The sequence below is a fragment of the Streptomyces sp. NPDC001137 genome, assembly GCF_040298885.1.
In the GTDB taxonomy this organism is placed as follows: Bacteria; Actinomycetota; Actinomycetes; order Streptomycetales; family Streptomycetaceae; genus Streptomyces.
In genome coordinates, this window is the sequence record NZ_JBEPBA010000003.1 from 167,564 (window position 1) to 181,926 (window position 14,363).

Genomic DNA, 14,363 nt, shown 5'->3' on the forward strand with positions numbered 1-14,363 from the left:
GCTCTACTCGGCCCCTCCGGTGGCGGCGCCCGTCCTGGCCCGGCGGACGAGGGCCCGGGCCAGGATCACGGCCGGATCGATGAGCGGGACGTCCACGGCGTCCTCGGGTAGCCCCAGCGGAATCTCCGTGCAGCCGGCGATCACCGCCTGCGCGCCCTGTTCGACCAGGCGCTGTGCGGCGCGGGCCAGCAGAGCGGTCGTCGCGTCGTTGTGGGCGCCGGATTTCACCGCTCGGATGGCGGTCATGACCTCTTCGTCCTGGCCGGCGTCGTCGGGCAGGAGCAGGCGGATGCCGAAGCGGTCCAGCCAGTCCTGGTACAGGCCCGCGCGGACGGTGCCGGTGGTGGCGAGCAGTCCGGCGGTACTCAGGCGCGGGTCCATGGCAGCGAGGTGCCGGGCGACTTCACCGATCATGTGGACGATGGGCAGGCCGACATGGTCGGCGATGCGGGGGACGAAGGCGTGCGCGGTGTTGCAGGGGATGGCGATGACCGTGGCACCGGCCTCGCGCAGCACGCGGCTGCCGTCGAGCAGCCACGGGGTGGGGTCGGGTCCGTCACCGAGCAGGGCCTGGGTGCGGTCCGGGATGGTGGGGTCGGACCAGATGACCGTGCGCAGATGGTCCTGGTCGCCGGCGCCGGGGGTCGTCGCGACCAGCTTGGCGTAGAAGTCGGCGGTGGCGGCCGGGCCCATGCCGCCGAGGATGCCGATGATCTCCGTGGTGGGGGCGCTCACTGTGCTGGTTCCTTGTGCAGGGACGGGGTCTTGGGCTCGGCTGGGGTGTGGCTGGTTTCGCCGCTGCCCCGTTTGGCTGCGCGCCGCTTCTCGGAGCTGTCGACGACGGTGGCGGCAAGGGAGTTGCCGACGACGTTCACGCCGGTACGGGCCATGTCGACGATGAAGTCGACCCCGAGGAGCAGGGCGATGCCTTCGGCGGGCAGGCCGATGGAGTTGCCGGCGGCGATGAGGACCACGATGGAGGCGGAGGCGACACCCGCCATGCCCTTGGACAGGATCACCAACACGCCGACCATGAGCAGCAGGGCAGGCAGGGAGGTGTCGGCGCCGTAGGCGTTGGCCAGGAAGACCAGCGCGGCGGCCTGGTAGAGGACGGAGCCGTCGGTGTTGAAGGAGTAGCCGAGGGGGACGACGAAGGAGGTGGTGGAGCGGCTGACGCCGAACTCCTCCAACTTGCCCATGAGGGGGGCCAGTACGGACTCCGAACTGCGCGTGACGAAGGCGATCCCGGCCAATCCCGCGATGGTCTTGAGCAGTTCGACGTAACGGATGCGGTAGATCGCGGCAATGAGCGGGAAGAGCGCGCCGATGACGATGGCCAGGCCCGCGTAGACCACCGCGATGAAGCCCAGCAGGCTGCGCAGGTTGCCGAAACCGTAGTGAGCGACGTCGTAGGAGATGAAGCCGAGCACGCCCAGCGGTGCGATGCGGATGACGTAGCCGACGACCTTGAACATCACCGCGGCGACCGACTCCAGGACGGCGGCGAAGGGCTCGGACTTCTCCCCGATCGCGGCCATGGCGATGCCGACGAGGAGAGCGAAGACGATCGCGCCGAGCAGATTGCCCTCGCCGAACGCGGCGAAGATGTTCTTCGGTACGGCGTGCAGGACCAGCTCGTGGAAGTCGATGCCCTGGCTCAGACCGTGCAGATCCTTGGCGTCGGCGCCGTGGACGGGGGCGCCCTTGCCGATGCCCGTGACCTTGGCCAGACCCACCGCGATCAGCAGGATCACGGTGGTGACGAGCTCGAAGTAGAGGATGGCCTTTCCGGCGATCCTGCCGACCTTCTTGACCGACTCCATGCGGGCGATGCCCAGCACGATGAGCGGGAAGACCAGGGGCAGGACGACGACCTGCACCAGGTTCAGAAACACGTCTCCGAGAATCTTCATCTGCTCGCCCGCGGCCGGGGCGAGGGATCCGATCAGGGCGCCGAGACCGACGGCGACGATCGACTGGATGCCGATCGGCACGTTCATGCATCGCCGCAGGAAGCCCGGCGGCCGGGTTGGTGGGGTGTCCGCGTGGGTGGGACGGCGGTGTGCGGTGTCCATGGGCTGCTCCTGCCATATGCAATATATTGCGTTCTGCGTGTTGGTCGGCAACACTGAGGCCGTACGTGGTGGCCTGTCAAGGGGCCCGCAACACGAGGAGCAGCGGATGGCCGTACGCATCGAGCACGACCTGGTCGGAGACAAGAAGGTTCCTGCCGACGCCTACTACGGCGTACACACCGTGCGGGCCGTGGAGAACTTCGCGATCACCGGAGCGACCATCGCCCAGTTCCCGGACCTGATCACCGCACTGGCCGCGGTCAAGCAGGCGGCCGCCCGGGCCAACCGCGACCTGGGGCTGCTGCCGCCGGACATCGCCGATGCAGTCGTCGACGCCTGCGAGGAGATCCGCGCCGGGCACCTGCACGAGCAGTTCGTCGTCGACCCGATCCAGGGCGGGGCCGGCACCTCCACGAACATGAACGCCAACGAGGTCATCGCCAACCGGGCCCTGGAGCACCTGGGGCATCCGCGGGGGTCCTACGAGATGATCCATCCGCTCGACCACGTCAACCTCGGCCAGAGCACCAACGACGTCTACCCCACCGCCGTACGGCTGGCCCTGGTCACCTCGCTGCGCCGGCTCGGCGATTCGCTGGGAGCACTGGCCACGGCGTTCGCCCGGAAGGCCGCGGAGTTCAGCGATGTACTGAAGATCGGTCGTACGCAACTCCAGGACGCAGTGCCCATGACGCTGGGCCAGGAGTTCACCACGTACGCCGTCATGATCGAGGAGGATCGCCGGCGCCTGAGCGAGGCCGCCGCGCTGCTGCTGGAGTCCAACCTCGGCGGTACCGCCATCGGCACCGGCATCAACGGCCACCCCCGCTACGCCGAACTCGCCTGCGCGTACCTCGCCGAGATCAGCGGTGAACCCGTCCGGCCCGCAGGCGACTTCATCGAAGCCACCCAGGACTGTGGTGCCTTCGTGCAGCTGTCCGGCGTCCTCAAGCGCGTGGCCGTGAAGCTCTCCAAGACCTGCAACGACCTCCGCCTGATCTCCTCCGGGCCCACCGCCGGACTCGGCGAGATCAACCTGCCGCCGGTGCAGGCGGGTTCGTCGATCATGCCCGGCAAGGTCAATCCGGTGATTCCCGAAGTCGTCAATCAGGTCGCCTTCGAGGTCATCGGCAACGACCTGACCGTCACCATGGCCGCCGAGGCCGGACAGCTCCAGCTCAACGCCTTCGAACCCGTCATCGCCTACAGCCTGCTGCGCTCCCTGACCCACCTGCGCGCGGCCGGCGACACGCTGGCCACCCGCTGCATCCCCGGCATCACCGCCAACCGCGCCCACCTCCACGACACGGTCCACCGCTCGGTCGGCCTGGTCACCGCACTCGCCCCGCACATCGGCTATGCCGCGAGCACCACGCTCGCCCGCCGGGCCCTGGCCACCGGCCGCCTGGTCAAGGACCTCGCCGCCGAGGCCGGACTGCTCACCGCCGAGCAACTGGACGTGATCCTGCGGCCCGAGAACCTCACCGGGCACTCCGCCCTGCCACCGGTTGCCGTGCGGTGACCCGCGCCCACCGGAGCAGCCACCGCACCTGTCCCCACAAGCTCAGGCCGTGCGCCACGGCTGCACTGCTCCCCTTCGGTCACCGATGAGTTTCGGCGTGCCGGACGGTCCAAGTCGGCACACCGAGACGAATGGAGAGCCCGATGGGCACGACGCGCTTGCATCCGATGACTCACATCGCCCGTCGCATGTTCGAGCTCCTGGAGCCGATCTGCCTGGTCACCTACTGCGCCGACGAATGCAACGAGGAGCTGGCCGCACTGGGCCACCGCACCTACTGGGACGGCTACTTCGCCAGCCGCGCCGCACCACTGGGACGCGTGGAGGCCCAAGTCGTGCACGCAGCCTTCTACAACTTCGCCGATGGGGAAGCCACACGGCACATCCCCAGCGCCTGGGAGACGATCCCGCCCGAGGCCTCCGTCGCCGCGCGGGAGCGGGGCAGCGCGGCCTCCCTACGCCGCATCCTCGGCGACGAGCTGACCGGCTCCCCCGGCCTGGTGCGCGCAGCCGACCTGACCACCAAGGCCGCCACGAGCGCCCCCACCGAAGGCCGGGTGATGTACGCCGGCATGCGCACCCTTGCGGTCCCGAGCGACCCCGTCGCCCGCCTGTGGCATTCCGCGACCATGCTGCGCGAGCACCGCGGCGACGGACACATCGCCGCCCTCGTCGGCGCACGCATCGGCGGCACGGAAGCCCATGTCCTTTCCGCGCTGGACCAGGGCATCCACCCTGCGGAGTCGTTCGGACGCATCCATCACCTGCCGAAACAGCGGCTGGCCGCCGTCATGGACGGCCTGCGCGAACGCGGACTCATCGACACCGACGGCCACTTCACCGACGCCGGCCGCGAAGTCAAACACCGCATCGAAGCCCTCACCGACGAACTCGCCACCCCGCCCTACGAATCCCTCTCCCCCGCCGAACTCGACGAACTGACCACCGAACTCGAACCCATCACCGCGACCCTGGTGGCCACAGGCTCGCAGTGACGCACAGCAACCGACGGGACGGATCTCGAGACGTTCCCGGCGGCGCTACGGGACCAGAACGATCTTCCCGGTGATGTGGCCGGTCATGATCTGGCGATGTGCGTCGGCGGCTTCGCGCAGCGGGTGGCTACCGGCGATCAGGACGCGCAGTCGCCCGGCCGCCACGGCTTCGGTGAGGTGCAGGCGGGCCGCATCGCGGATGTCCGTGCCGGGGTCTGCCCCGGGACCGCCGCCGAGGAGTCTGATGCCGGCCCGGGCACCGCGTTCGAAGGCCACGATGGTGGCGATGCGGGAGCGGTCCGCCACGAGTTCCACCGAGACGTCCACGGCTTCCTCGGTGCCCACCAGGTCGGCCGCGGCCCGGACGCCTTCCGGCGCCGCCGCCCGTACGCGGTCCGCCAGTCCTGGTCCGTACGCAACCGGGATCGCGCCCAGGTCGCGGAGCAGTTCATGCTTGGCCGGGCTCGCCGTTGCCAGGACGGTGGCGCCGCGTGCCACCGCCAGTTGCACGGCTGTCAGGCCGACTCCCCCGGCGGCGCCATGGATCAGCACCGTCTCGCCGGCTCCCAGGCCGATCGCTTCGAGAACATGCACGGCGGTGACTCCGGCGGCCATCAGTCCGCCGGCCTGCTCCCAGGACAGTCCGGCCGGCTTGGGCACCACGGACGAAGCCGGTACGACGAGTTCGGCGGCGTAGGCGCCCGGTGCGCGATAGGCGATCACCTCGTCGCCGACCTCCACCGGACCCGCGGGGCCGGTCGCGTCGGCGCCCACCGCGGTCACGACTCCGGCGGCCTCGGTGCCGAGCCGCATCGGCAGCCGTGCCGGGTCGGTTCCGAAGGCACCGCTGTACACCTTGTGGTCGAAGGGATTGACGCCCGCGGCACGGACCGCGATGCGTACCTGGCCGGGCCCCGGCTCCGGGACGGCGATGTCGATGACCGACAGGACCTCGGGACCGCCGTACGCGCTTGCCACTACTGCTTCGCTCATGTCCGGGGGCAACACGGGCCCGAAGGGGCGCATTCCGCCTGCGATCCTCTCACTTGCCGAAACCGGCGGTGAGTCCGCCGATCAGCTGACGCCGACCGAGGACGTAGAGGGCGAGGATCGGCAGTGTGGAGAGGACCACCGCGGCCAGGATCGCGGGGATGTTGATCGTGAACTCGCCCTGGAAGCTCCACACGAACAGGGGCAGGACCCGCTTGTCGGGGCTCTGGGTGAGGATCAGGGGGAAGAGGAAGCCGTTCCAGACGTTCAGGGCGTCGTAGATCGTGACCGTGATCAGGGCGGGGCGCGACAGCGGGAGTGCCAGGTTCAGGAGCATGCGCCAGTGGCCCGCGCCGTCGGCGCGCATGGACTCGTACAGCTCGTCGGGGATGTCCCGCAGGAAGTTGACCAGGATGATCACCGTGAGCGGGATGGCGAAGGCCGCCGAGGGCAGCACGATCGCGAGCAGGGTGTCGTACATCTGCGCCTTGGCGATCAGGTAGTACACCGGGATGATCGTGGCCTGCAGCGGGATGGCGAGGCCCAGCAGGAAGACGTTGAACGCCCAGCGCAGGGCCCGGCTGGTGCCGCGGACGATGGCGTACGCGGCCAGGAAGGACACCGCCAGGGTCAGCAGTGTCGCGCCGACGGTGACGAGGGCGCTGTTGAGGAGGTAGTGGGGGAAGCCGTTGTCCCAGACCAGGCGGTAGTTGGCCAGGGTGGGACTGGTCGGCAGGGCGAGGGGGTTGGCTTCGAAGAAGCCCTCGCGGGTGCGCAGGCTCGTGACGACGACCCAGTAGACCGGGACGAGGACGATCACGAGCCACAGCACACCGCCCAGCGCGCCGAGGGGGTTGGTGCGGCGCAGACGGGCGAGCCGGCCCGGCGTTCCCGCGGTCATGGGCGCCGGGCGCGCCTGGGAGTCGGTGGTCGGGGCGTGGGAGAGCGCGGACATCACATACCTGCCTGCTGGCTGCGCATCCGGTTGAAGCCGGAGAGGCGGAGAAGGGCGAGGGAGAGGAGGAGGCCTGCCACCACGAGGACGACCGAGATGGCGCTGGCGAGGCCCATCTCGTTGCTCTGGAAGCCGGTGATGTACATGTCCAGCGGCAGGATGCGGGTGGCGTAGCCGGGGCCGCCGCCGGTGAGGACGAAGACCAGGTCGAAGTAGGTGAGCGAGCCGACGACCATCAGCGTGGACGAGGTGACGACGGTGTAGCGCAGTTGGGGCAGGGTGATGTGCCAGAACTGGGCGAGCCTGCCCGCGCCGTCGATCGACGCCGCCTCGTAGAGGGCGGCCGGGATCTGCCGGGCTCCGGCCTGGTAGAGGAGTGTGTGGAAGGGCACGAACTGCCAGGCGATGACGAACACCACGGCGTAGAAGGCGAGTTGGGGGTCACCCAGCGACTACCGCTGGGGCCGCGTTGAGGAGACCCTCGGCGAGGACCCGTACCTGGTGGCCACGACCGGCACGGCCTACGTGCGCGGATTGGAGAGCGCCGGCATCATCGCCACCCTCAAGCACTTCGCCGGCTACTCGGCCTCGAAGGCCGCCCGCAACCACGCCCCCGTCTCCATGGGCCCGCGGGAGTTCGCCGACGTGATCCTGCCGCCGTTCGAGACGGCGATACGGGAGGGCGGCGCCCGCTCGGTCATGAACTCCTACGCCGACGTGGACGGCATGCCGGCCGGTGCCGACCCCTCCCTGCTCACCCGGTTGCTGCGCGAGGACTGGGGATTCGAGGGCACGGTCGTCTCCGACTACTGGTCCATCGCCTTCCTGCGCACCATGCACCGCATCGCCGCCACCGAGGGCGAGGCGGGCGCCCGCGCGCTCACCGCGGGCATCGACGTGGAACTGCCCGACACCCTCTGCTACGGCGAGCCCCTCGCCCAACTGGTCCGCGAGGGAACCGTCTCCGAGGACCTGGTCGACCGGGCGGTACGGCGCGTGCTGCGCCAGAAGGTCGAACTGGGGCTGCTGGACGCCGATTTCGCCCCGGCGGCGACCGGGGAGGGCCCCATCGAACTCGACCCGCCCGCGCACCGGGCCATCGCCCGCGAACTGGCCGAGCAGAGCATCGTGCTGCTGGACAACCGCGCGGGGCGACTCCCCCTGGCCGCGGACACCGGGTCCATCGCCCTCGTCGGCCCGTGCGCCGACGACGCCAACGCCTTCTTCGGCTGCTACTCCTTCCCCAACCACGTCCTGCCCCACCGCCCGGGGCACGACAACGGCATCGAGGCCCGCACCCTGCTGGACGCCCTGGCCACGGAGCTGCCCGGCACCCGTATCAGCCATGAACAGGGCTGCCCCGTCAAGGACATCGACCGCGGCGGAATCGACGCGGCGGTGGAGGCCGCCCGGCAGGCGGATGTCTGCGTCGCCGTGGTCGGCGACCGCGCCGCGCTGTTCGGCCTCGGCACCTCCGGCGAGGGCTGCGACGCGGAGGACCTCTCGCTGCCGGGCGTCCAGAGCGAACTGGTCGAGGCCCTGCTGGCCACCGGCACACCGGTCGTCCTGCTCGTCGTCTCCGGCCGCCCGTACGCACTCGGTGCCTACGCCGACCGCGCGGCCGCCGTCGTCCAGGCCTTCTTCCCCGGCGAGGAGGGTGGCCCGGCGCTCGCCGGAGTGCTGTCCGGACGGATCAACCCCTCCGGCAAGCTGCCCGTGCAGGTCCCGCGCACTGCTGGGGGCCAGCCCGGCACCTATCTGCACGCCCCGCTCGGCGGCAACACCCAGGGCGTGAGCAACCTCGACCCCACCCCCGCCTACCCCTTCGGGCACGGACGGTCGTACACGACGTTCGCCTACGACGACTTCGAGGTCAGCGCCGAGCAGATCGCCACCGACGGCGAGGTCGAGATCAGCTGCCGGGTCCGCAACACCGGCGGCCTCCCCGGCTCCGAGGTCGTGCAGCTCTACACCACGGACCCCGTCGCGCAACTGCCGCGTCCCGTAACGCAGTTGACGGGATTCGCCCGGATCCGTCTGGCGCCCGGCGAGGAGCGCAGGGTCACCTTCCGCCTGCACGCCGACCGCCTCGCGTACACCGGCCCCGATCTGCACCGCATCGTCGAACCCGGCGAGATCACCGTCCGACTCGGCGCCTCCAGCACCGACATCCGGCTCACCGGCACCATCCGGCTGACCGGCCCGACCCGCCGGGTCGGACACGCCAGAGCACTGCAGACGCCGGCCTACGTCGACTGAGCTGCCGCGCCTGCCTCGAACCGCCTGCGACGTGGGCCTACGTCCCCAGTCGCAGGCGGTCAAGGGCCCCCTTTGTGGTCAGACCCGTTCCAAGGGGCGGTGCGGACCGCTGGGCAGTTCCTTTTCGATCGTGTCCCCAGGGAAGACCACGCCGCCTTCCCTCACGATGCTCATGATTCCGGCCTTGCGCACGATGTTCCCTGCCTCGTCACGGCCGACGACCTGCTTCAGCAGCCCATCCTGGAAATGGTCGATCTGCAGGCAGGGATTGCGGAGGCCGGTGACTTCCAGGACCGCGGAGGCGCCGATGCGCAGCAATGTGCCGACCGGCAGAGCGAGCAGATCGATGCCGCGCGTGGTGATGTTCTCGCCGAGTTCGCCGGGCGCCACCTTGAACCCCTCCTCACCGACCTCGGCGAAGAGCTCTTCATGAATGAGGTGGACCTGGCGCAGATTCGGCTGGGTGGGATCCTGCGCGACACGCGAACGGTGCTTGACCGTCACACCGGCGTGCACGTCTCCCTCCACACCGAGACCGGCGAGCAGTCTGACGCTGTCCCGGTTCGGCTTGGTGAACGAGTAGTCCCCGTTGCTGCTGACCGCCGTCACTCTCCCGCTCATACCTCGGAACCCCCTCGTCAGTAACCGTGATCAGCCCCAGCCTAGCCAGGTGTGGCGATATGCAGCGCGTGCCGCAGGGTCGCCTCGCGCGGCGACGCTACGGCGAAGTAACGTGACGCTTCGTATCGACGTTCGAGATTCTGTGAGGCTGCGATGGGACATCCCGACCCCTTAGTGATCGACCCGACGGGTCGCGACATTCACGGTGAAGCCGCCCGTGTCCGCGAGCGCGGACCGGTGACCTTGGTCGAACTCCCCGACGGGGTTGCGGCATGGGCCGTCAGCTCCCCCGATCTGCTCAAGCGCCTGCTGACCGACCCGCGTGTCTCCAAGGACCCGCGCCGCCACTGGACCCGCTGGATCAACGGCGAAATCGCCCCGGAATGGCCGCTGTTCACCTGGGTCGCGGTGCAGAACATGTTCACCGCGTACGGCGGCGAGCACAAACGCCTCAGGGCCCTGGTCTCCAAGGCGTTCACCGCACGCCGCACCGCCGCGCTCCAGCCTCGTGTCGAAGAGATCACCAAGAACCTGCTGGACCGCATCGAGCAGGCCGGACAGGACGGGCGGGTCGTCGATCTGCGCGAAGAGTTCTGCTACCCGTTGCCGATCCAGGTCATCAGCGAACTGTTCGGCCTGCCCGAGGACCAGGGTGCGGAGCTGCGGGCCGTTGTGGACGGCATCTTCCACACCTCCGCCACACCGGAGGAGGTCACCGACATCTACACGCGGTTCTACGCGGCGCTCGCCAAACTCGTCGCTGCCAAAAGGGAGTCACCCGGCGACGATCTGACCTCCGCCCTCATCGCGTCGCGGCACGACGAGGGCGGCACCCGCCTCAGCGAGCAGGAACTCCTCGACACCCTGGTCCTGATGGTCAGTGCGGGCCACGAAACCACGGTCAACCTCATCGACAACGCCATTCACGCACTGCTCGCCCACCCCGACCAACTCGCGCTCGTCCGCAGCGGCCACGCCTCCTGGGACGACGTGATCGAGGAGACGCTGCGGGTCGAGGCGCCGGTCGCCAGCCTGCCGCTGCGATACGCCGTGGAGGATCTGGCGATGAGCGAGTTCGGCGGGCCCGAAGGGGTCGTGATCGGCAAGGGTGAGGCCATCCTGGCCGCGTACGCCGCAGCCGGACGCCACCCCGGCAAGTACGGCGACGACGCGGACCGCTTCGATGTCACCCGCGTCGACAAGGAGCACCTGGCCTTCGGCCACGGCGTGCACTACTGCCTGGGCGCCCCGCTGGGGCGGCTGGAGGCACGGATCGCGCTGCCGGCGCTTTTCGACCGTTTCCCGGATCTGCAACTCGCGGTGGCGCAGGGCGAGTTGGAGCCGGTGGATTCCTTCATCTCCAACGGCCACCGCTCCCTCCCGGTACGCCTTCACTGACCGTTCCGAGCACGCCCGCAGCGGGGTCCTCCAGCCGAGCCGGGTCCTCACTCACCGCACCCGGCTCTGGCGCCTGCTGTCGACGGTGGCCGCAGCGCCGTGACGAGTGAGCTGGGCCGCGGATCAGGTCGCCGTTGCCGGGCCGGGCGGCAGGTGCACCGTCATGATCAGGTGGCAGGTCTCGGTGCCGGCCCCCCGATAGGTGTGCGGGGGAGCCGGGCGCCCCCTCATTGCCGGCGTCGCCGCTATTGCTGGTGGCTGCGCGTGCGCGACCTGGGTAACAGCGCTGACGCCGATTGCGGCGGCGAGAATGAGCAGCTCACAGGTTCGACGGCTTTTTGCGGGGGTTGGGATGCTGACAGGGATCGTGATCGACGCGCTGGATGTCGCGCGCTTGGAGCGTTTCTGGTCGGACGCGACGCGGGGCCGAACAGGCGGCCTGGAACTGCGATTCGTGCCGACGGCGAAGCCGAAGACGGCGCGCAAGAACCGACTGCACCTCGACCTGGCCGGGGGGCCGGACTGGGAGGCCGAGGTGGCGCGCCTGCTCACACTCGGTGCAACGCGAGTCGACATCGGCCAAGGGGACGTCCCGTGGGACGTGCAGGCCGATCCGGAGGGCAACGAGTTCTGCGTGCTGCGTCCCGGGCACCCCGGCGTGCTCGCCGACTGCGGCCTCGTCGCGATCTGCCTCGATGTCGCGGAGGAGGACCGCTACGCGCAGTGGGCCTTCTGGCAGTCCCAGGCGAACTGGCACGCGGCCGAGTCTCACGACTGGGGCGTGCGGCTGCGCCGGCGGCCGACCAGCGTGGTCTCGCTGGTGATGGGGCCGCCCGCGGCGCCGAAGGAGGCGCGGAACAGGCTGCGGCTGGAGGTCACCCAACCCGACTGGGAACCCGGCGAGTTCCTCGACGCCGGTGGGAACGAGTTCCACGTCACCGGGTGACCCGCCGCCCTCAAGGGCGCTCCTTCGCGGCCGTTGAGCAGGCGGGCTGCTCATCCCGGCAGGAGAGTCGTCCGGGTACCGACTCCAGGCGTGCGCCTACCGCTTCCGGACGGCGTAGGTCAGGTGCGTCACCCTCGGGGAGGTCTCCGCACGGACCGGCTCCAGGGCCACGCGGCCCGCGTCCACGCCCTCGAACAGGCGGATTCCGGAGCCGAACAGGACGGGTGACAGCGCGATCGTGAACTCGTCGACGAGGCCGGCGTTCAGGTACTCCAGGATCGTCGCGCCCCCGCCCGCGATGCGGACGTCCCGGTAGCCGGCGGCCTCGCGGGCCTGGTCGAGTGCGGCCTGGATGCCGTCGTTGACGAAGTGGAAGGTGGTCCCGCCCGGCCGCTCCCAGGGGTCACGCTTCTCATGCGTGACGACGAAGACCGGCGTGTGGAACGGCGCCTCCTCCGGCCACATCTGCTCGCCGGCGTCGAACATGCGCTTGCCCATGACGCTCGCGCCGGTGCGCTCGAACGTCTCGCGCACGATGTCGTTGTCACGCCCTTCCTCACCGCCCTCGCCCAGCTTCAGGTTCTCCCGGAAGAACCGCAGCGGAAAGATCCACTGCTGCAGTTCCATCCACTGCTGCCCCATCAACTCCCCGAGGGACCCGGGCGCGATGAACCCGTCCAGCGACATGGAGACGCTGAAGAACACCTTCCCGGCCATCAGTTCTCTCCCTCACGAAGGAGCTCGGTGGCGTAGGTGGCCAGGTTGCTCAGGGTCTGCCGGCCGCCGTCGATCGCGTGGTACTTCTCGACCGCCTCGTCGCGCAGTTCCTTGGTGGGGAACACCGTGCGCATCTCGATCCGGGTGGCCGCACCGTCGGGCTCGAACGTCAGGACCGACTCGAAGGCGTTCGGATCGTCGCGGGACTCACCGTGGAGCAGCGCGATCCTCTCCGGCGGAGAGATCTCGGTCCAGGAGATCCACTCGGGGTAGTCCGTCCCGTCCGGTCCATGCATCACGAAGTCCCACTCCCCGCCGACGCGGAACTCGAACGACCGCGTGGTCGTGGTGAACCCGTCCGGCCCCCACCACCGCGACAGGTGCCGGACCTCGGTGAACGCCTCGAACACCAGCTCCCGCGGAGCGTCGATGACCCGGGAGATGACGATCTCGCGGTCGGCCGTCGCGGACCGCGCCGACACTCCTCGTCCCGTCGCGCTCATCAGCTACTCCTCCTGCCGTACCTGTTTCAGGTCCTGCACGTATGCGTCCAGCCGGTCGAAGCTCTCGTTCCAGAACCGCTCGAAGCCACCGGCCCACTCGTGGACCGGCCGCAGCCCGCGGGCGTCAAGGCCGTACAGACGCTGCTTGCCCGCCTTGCGGTCCCGCACCAGCCCGACCTCCCGCAGCACCCGCAGGTGTTTGGACGCGCGCGGCTGGGTCATCCCCAGCTCCCGGGCCAGCTCGGTCACCGGCCGCTCACCCGCCCGCAGCAGCACCAGGATCTCCCGGCGCTGCGGCTCGGCGATCGCGTTGAAGACGTCCGACGTCGTCGCTGCTCGTGCCATGCATCCATCGTATGCCCATATCGGCATGCGTCAACCGGAGTGAATCAGGCGGGTTGCGAGATGAGGAAGTCATCCGCCAACTCTCCCTCCAGGCCGAGGCGCTGCGCCAAGGTGTTATGGCGTTCCCGTCGCCCGCCTGTTTCCGACGCAACCCTGGATCACTTCTGCCACCTGCCCCACCGCCGGTGAATCGTGCCCCGCGCGGCGTGCCAGTGCGAGATCCACCGTCTCGGTCTCGACGAGCGGCAGGTAGGTCACACCGTCGAGGCGGAGGCTCTGTACCGACTCCGGGACCAGGGCGACCGCGTTGCCGGCGGCCACGAGCACCACGAGGGTCGCGGTCTCGCCGACCTCGATCAGGGTGGCGGGTTCGAAGCCGGCCCGGGCGCAGGCTGCGAGAACCCGGCCGTGCATGGAGGAACGGTCGCGGGAGGGGTGGACGACGAAGGGCTCGTCGGCAAGGGCCGCGAGCGGGATTTCGGCGCGATCCGCCAGCGGATGGCCGGTGGGGAGGACGGCCACGAGCCGTTCGGACCGCAGCGGTGTGAGGGCGACGGCGGCGTCCACCGGGGTGTCGGTGCGCAGCAGGGCCAGGTCGTAGGTGCCGTCGAGCAGGCCTTCCACCAGTTCGGGCTTGAGCAACTCGCCGCGCAACTCCAAGGAAACGTCCGGCAGTTGTGCCCGCACCGTACGGGCGATCCTGGGCAGGATGTCGTAGGTGGCGGTTCCGACGAAACCGATGGACACGCGTCCGGCGCGGCCGGTGGCGAGCAGGGCCATCTGTTCCTCCGCCCGTTCCACCTCGGCGAGGATCGACCGTGCGTAGCCGGCCAGGTGGCGACCGGCGTCGGTGACTTCGACGCGCCGCGTCGACCGGTGGAAGAGCGGGGTGCCGAGTTCCCGCTCCAACTGCTTGATCTGCTGGGAGAGGGCCGACTGCGCCACGTGCAGGCGTTGGGCGGCGCGGCCGAAGTGGCACTCCTCGACGAGGGTGAGGAAGTAACGAACGTGCCGAAGCTCCATGACCACAGCTTATC

13 protein-coding genes and 3 pseudogenes are annotated in these 14,363 nt (G+C 69.7%); 5 read left to right on the forward strand and 11 right to left on the reverse strand.

All coding sequences use genetic code 11. From position 1 onward, the window contains the following. Positions 1 to 3: 3 nt before the first annotated feature. Together cuyB and ABT254_RS06735 are read right to left on the reverse strand one after the other, a co-directional pair. Complete coding sequence (cuyB, locus tag ABT254_RS06730; protein WP_351464552.1) at positions 4 to 735, reverse strand: cysteate racemase; 732 nt, start codon at positions 733 to 735, stop codon at positions 4 to 6. Next, entirely contained in the window at positions 732 to 2,075 is a 1,344-nt protein-coding gene (locus ABT254_RS06735; RefSeq protein ID WP_351464555.1) for a dicarboxylate/amino acid:cation symporter, read from the reverse strand. The genes cuyB and ABT254_RS06735 overlap by 4 nt, the downstream gene beginning before the upstream one ends. Positions 2,076 to 2,181: 106 nt before the next feature. On the opposite strand from ABT254_RS06735, the gene ABT254_RS06740 reads away from it, so the two are divergent. Together ABT254_RS06740 and ABT254_RS06745 are read left to right on the forward strand one after the other, a co-directional pair. Further along, positions 2,182 to 3,597, forward strand: a complete 1,416-nt coding sequence (locus tag ABT254_RS06740) for an aspartate ammonia-lyase (protein WP_351464556.1) — start codon at positions 2,182 to 2,184, stop codon at positions 3,595 to 3,597. A 143-nt stretch (positions 3,598 to 3,740) separates the two neighbouring features. Further along, positions 3,741 to 4,592 (forward strand): SCO6745 family protein, encoded by an 852-nt coding sequence (locus ABT254_RS06745; RefSeq protein WP_351464559.1) that lies wholly within the window; start codon positions 3,741 to 3,743, stop codon positions 4,590 to 4,592. A gap of 45 nt (positions 4,593 to 4,637) precedes the next feature. Here ABT254_RS06745 and ABT254_RS06750 read toward each other — a convergent pair whose 3' ends face one another. From ABT254_RS06750 to ABT254_RS06760, 3 genes and pseudogenes are all read right to left on the reverse strand, one after another. Further along, the gene (locus ABT254_RS06750) at positions 4,638 to 5,570 is read right to left on the reverse strand and encodes a quinone oxidoreductase family protein (RefSeq protein ID WP_351465575.1); all 933 of its coding nucleotides are present in this window, start codon (positions 5,568 to 5,570) and stop codon (positions 4,638 to 4,640) included. Between the two features lie 64 nt (positions 5,571 to 5,634). Continuing rightward, positions 5,635 to 6,537 carry a carbohydrate ABC transporter permease gene (locus tag ABT254_RS06755; protein WP_351464562.1) on the reverse strand — a complete coding sequence of 301 codons (903 nt, stop codon included), beginning with the start codon at positions 6,535 to 6,537 and terminating at the stop codon, positions 5,635 to 5,637. Continuing rightward, positions 6,537 to 6,986: pseudogene (locus ABT254_RS06760) on the reverse strand (carbohydrate ABC transporter permease); the annotation flags it as partial. The pseudogene ABT254_RS06760 and the gene ABT254_RS06755, both read right to left, overlap by 1 nt. Before the next feature lies 1 nt (position 6,987). On the opposite strand from ABT254_RS06760, the pseudogene ABT254_RS06765 reads away from it, so the two are divergent. Continuing rightward, positions 6,988 to 8,796: pseudogene (locus tag ABT254_RS06765) on the forward strand (glycoside hydrolase family 3 N-terminal domain-containing protein); the annotation flags it as partial. A 78-nt stretch (positions 8,797 to 8,874) separates the two neighbouring features. On the opposite strand, the gene ABT254_RS06770 reads toward ABT254_RS06765, so the two are convergent. After that, the gene (locus ABT254_RS06770; RefSeq protein WP_351464564.1) at positions 8,875 to 9,417 is read right to left on the reverse strand and encodes an MOSC domain-containing protein; all 543 of its coding nucleotides are present in this window, start codon (positions 9,415 to 9,417) and stop codon (positions 8,875 to 8,877) included. 153 nt (positions 9,418 to 9,570) lie between these two features. Here ABT254_RS06770 and ABT254_RS06775 point away from each other — a divergent pair, with 153 nt between their 5' ends. Further along, complete coding sequence (locus ABT254_RS06775; RefSeq protein WP_351464567.1) at positions 9,571 to 10,815, forward strand: cytochrome P450 family protein; 1,245 nt, start codon at positions 9,571 to 9,573, stop codon at positions 10,813 to 10,815. 123 nt (positions 10,816 to 10,938) lie between these two features. On the opposite strand, the pseudogene ABT254_RS06780 reads toward ABT254_RS06775, so the two are convergent. Continuing rightward, a pseudogene (locus ABT254_RS06780) lies at positions 10,939 to 11,025 on the reverse strand (XRE family transcriptional regulator); the annotation flags it as partial. A gap of 142 nt (positions 11,026 to 11,167) precedes the next feature. Between ABT254_RS06780 and ABT254_RS06785 the strand changes: the two are divergent. Next, positions 11,168 to 11,761: a VOC family protein gene (locus ABT254_RS06785; RefSeq protein ID WP_351464570.1), complete on the forward strand. Its 594-nt coding sequence runs from the start codon at positions 11,168 to 11,170 to the stop codon at positions 11,759 to 11,761. A 96-nt stretch (positions 11,762 to 11,857) separates the two neighbouring features. Here ABT254_RS06785 and ABT254_RS06790 read toward each other — a convergent pair whose 3' ends face one another. From ABT254_RS06790 to ABT254_RS06805, 4 genes are all read right to left on the reverse strand, one after another. Continuing rightward, positions 11,858 to 12,478, reverse strand: coding sequence for a dihydrofolate reductase family protein (locus ABT254_RS06790; protein ID WP_351464573.1), 621 nt, complete (start codon positions 12,476 to 12,478; stop codon positions 11,858 to 11,860). Then, positions 12,478 to 12,981 (reverse strand): SRPBCC family protein, encoded by a 504-nt coding sequence (locus tag ABT254_RS06795; protein WP_351464576.1) that lies wholly within the window; start codon positions 12,979 to 12,981, stop codon positions 12,478 to 12,480. The genes ABT254_RS06790 and ABT254_RS06795 overlap by 1 nt, the downstream gene beginning before the upstream one ends. Positions 12,982 to 12,984: 3 nt before the next feature. Next, positions 12,985 to 13,326, reverse strand: coding sequence for an ArsR/SmtB family transcription factor (locus tag ABT254_RS06800; RefSeq protein ID WP_351464578.1), 342 nt, complete (start codon positions 13,324 to 13,326; stop codon positions 12,985 to 12,987). A 114-nt stretch (positions 13,327 to 13,440) separates the two neighbouring features. After that, positions 13,441 to 14,349, reverse strand: coding sequence for a LysR family transcriptional regulator (locus ABT254_RS06805; protein ID WP_351464581.1), 909 nt, complete (start codon positions 14,347 to 14,349; stop codon positions 13,441 to 13,443). Between the last annotated feature and the right edge of the window lie 14 nt (positions 14,350 to 14,363).

Coding starts and splice junctions, on each gene's coding strand:
- ABT254_RS06735 (WP_351464555.1), bottom strand. CDS start 2,075: ATGGACACCGCACACCGCCGTCCCACCCACGCGGACACCCCACCAACC.
- ABT254_RS06740 (WP_351464556.1), top strand. CDS start 2,182: ATGGCCGTACGCATCGAGCACGACCTGGTCGGAGACAAGAAGGTTCCT.
- ABT254_RS06745 (WP_351464559.1), top strand. CDS start 3,741: ATGGGCACGACGCGCTTGCATCCGATGACTCACATCGCCCGTCGCATG.
- ABT254_RS06755 (WP_351464562.1), bottom strand. CDS start 6,537: ATGTCCGCGCTCTCCCACGCCCCGACCACCGACTCCCAGGCGCGCCCG.
- ABT254_RS06770 (WP_351464564.1), bottom strand. CDS start 9,417: ATGAGCGGGAGAGTGACGGCGGTCAGCAGCAACGGGGACTACTCGTTC.
- ABT254_RS06775 (WP_351464567.1), top strand. CDS start 9,571: ATGGGACATCCCGACCCCTTAGTGATCGACCCGACGGGTCGCGACATT.
- ABT254_RS06785 (WP_351464570.1), top strand. CDS start 11,168: ATGCTGACAGGGATCGTGATCGACGCGCTGGATGTCGCGCGCTTGGAG.
- ABT254_RS06790 (WP_351464573.1), bottom strand. CDS start 12,478: ATGGCCGGGAAGGTGTTCTTCAGCGTCTCCATGTCGCTGGACGGGTTC.
- ABT254_RS06795 (WP_351464576.1), bottom strand. CDS start 12,981: ATGAGCGCGACGGGACGAGGAGTGTCGGCGCGGTCCGCGACGGCCGAC.
- ABT254_RS06800 (WP_351464578.1), bottom strand. CDS start 13,326: ATGGCACGAGCAGCGACGACGTCGGACGTCTTCAACGCGATCGCCGAG.
- ABT254_RS06805 (WP_351464581.1), bottom strand. CDS start 14,349: ATGGAGCTTCGGCACGTTCGTTACTTCCTCACCCTCGTCGAGGAGTGC.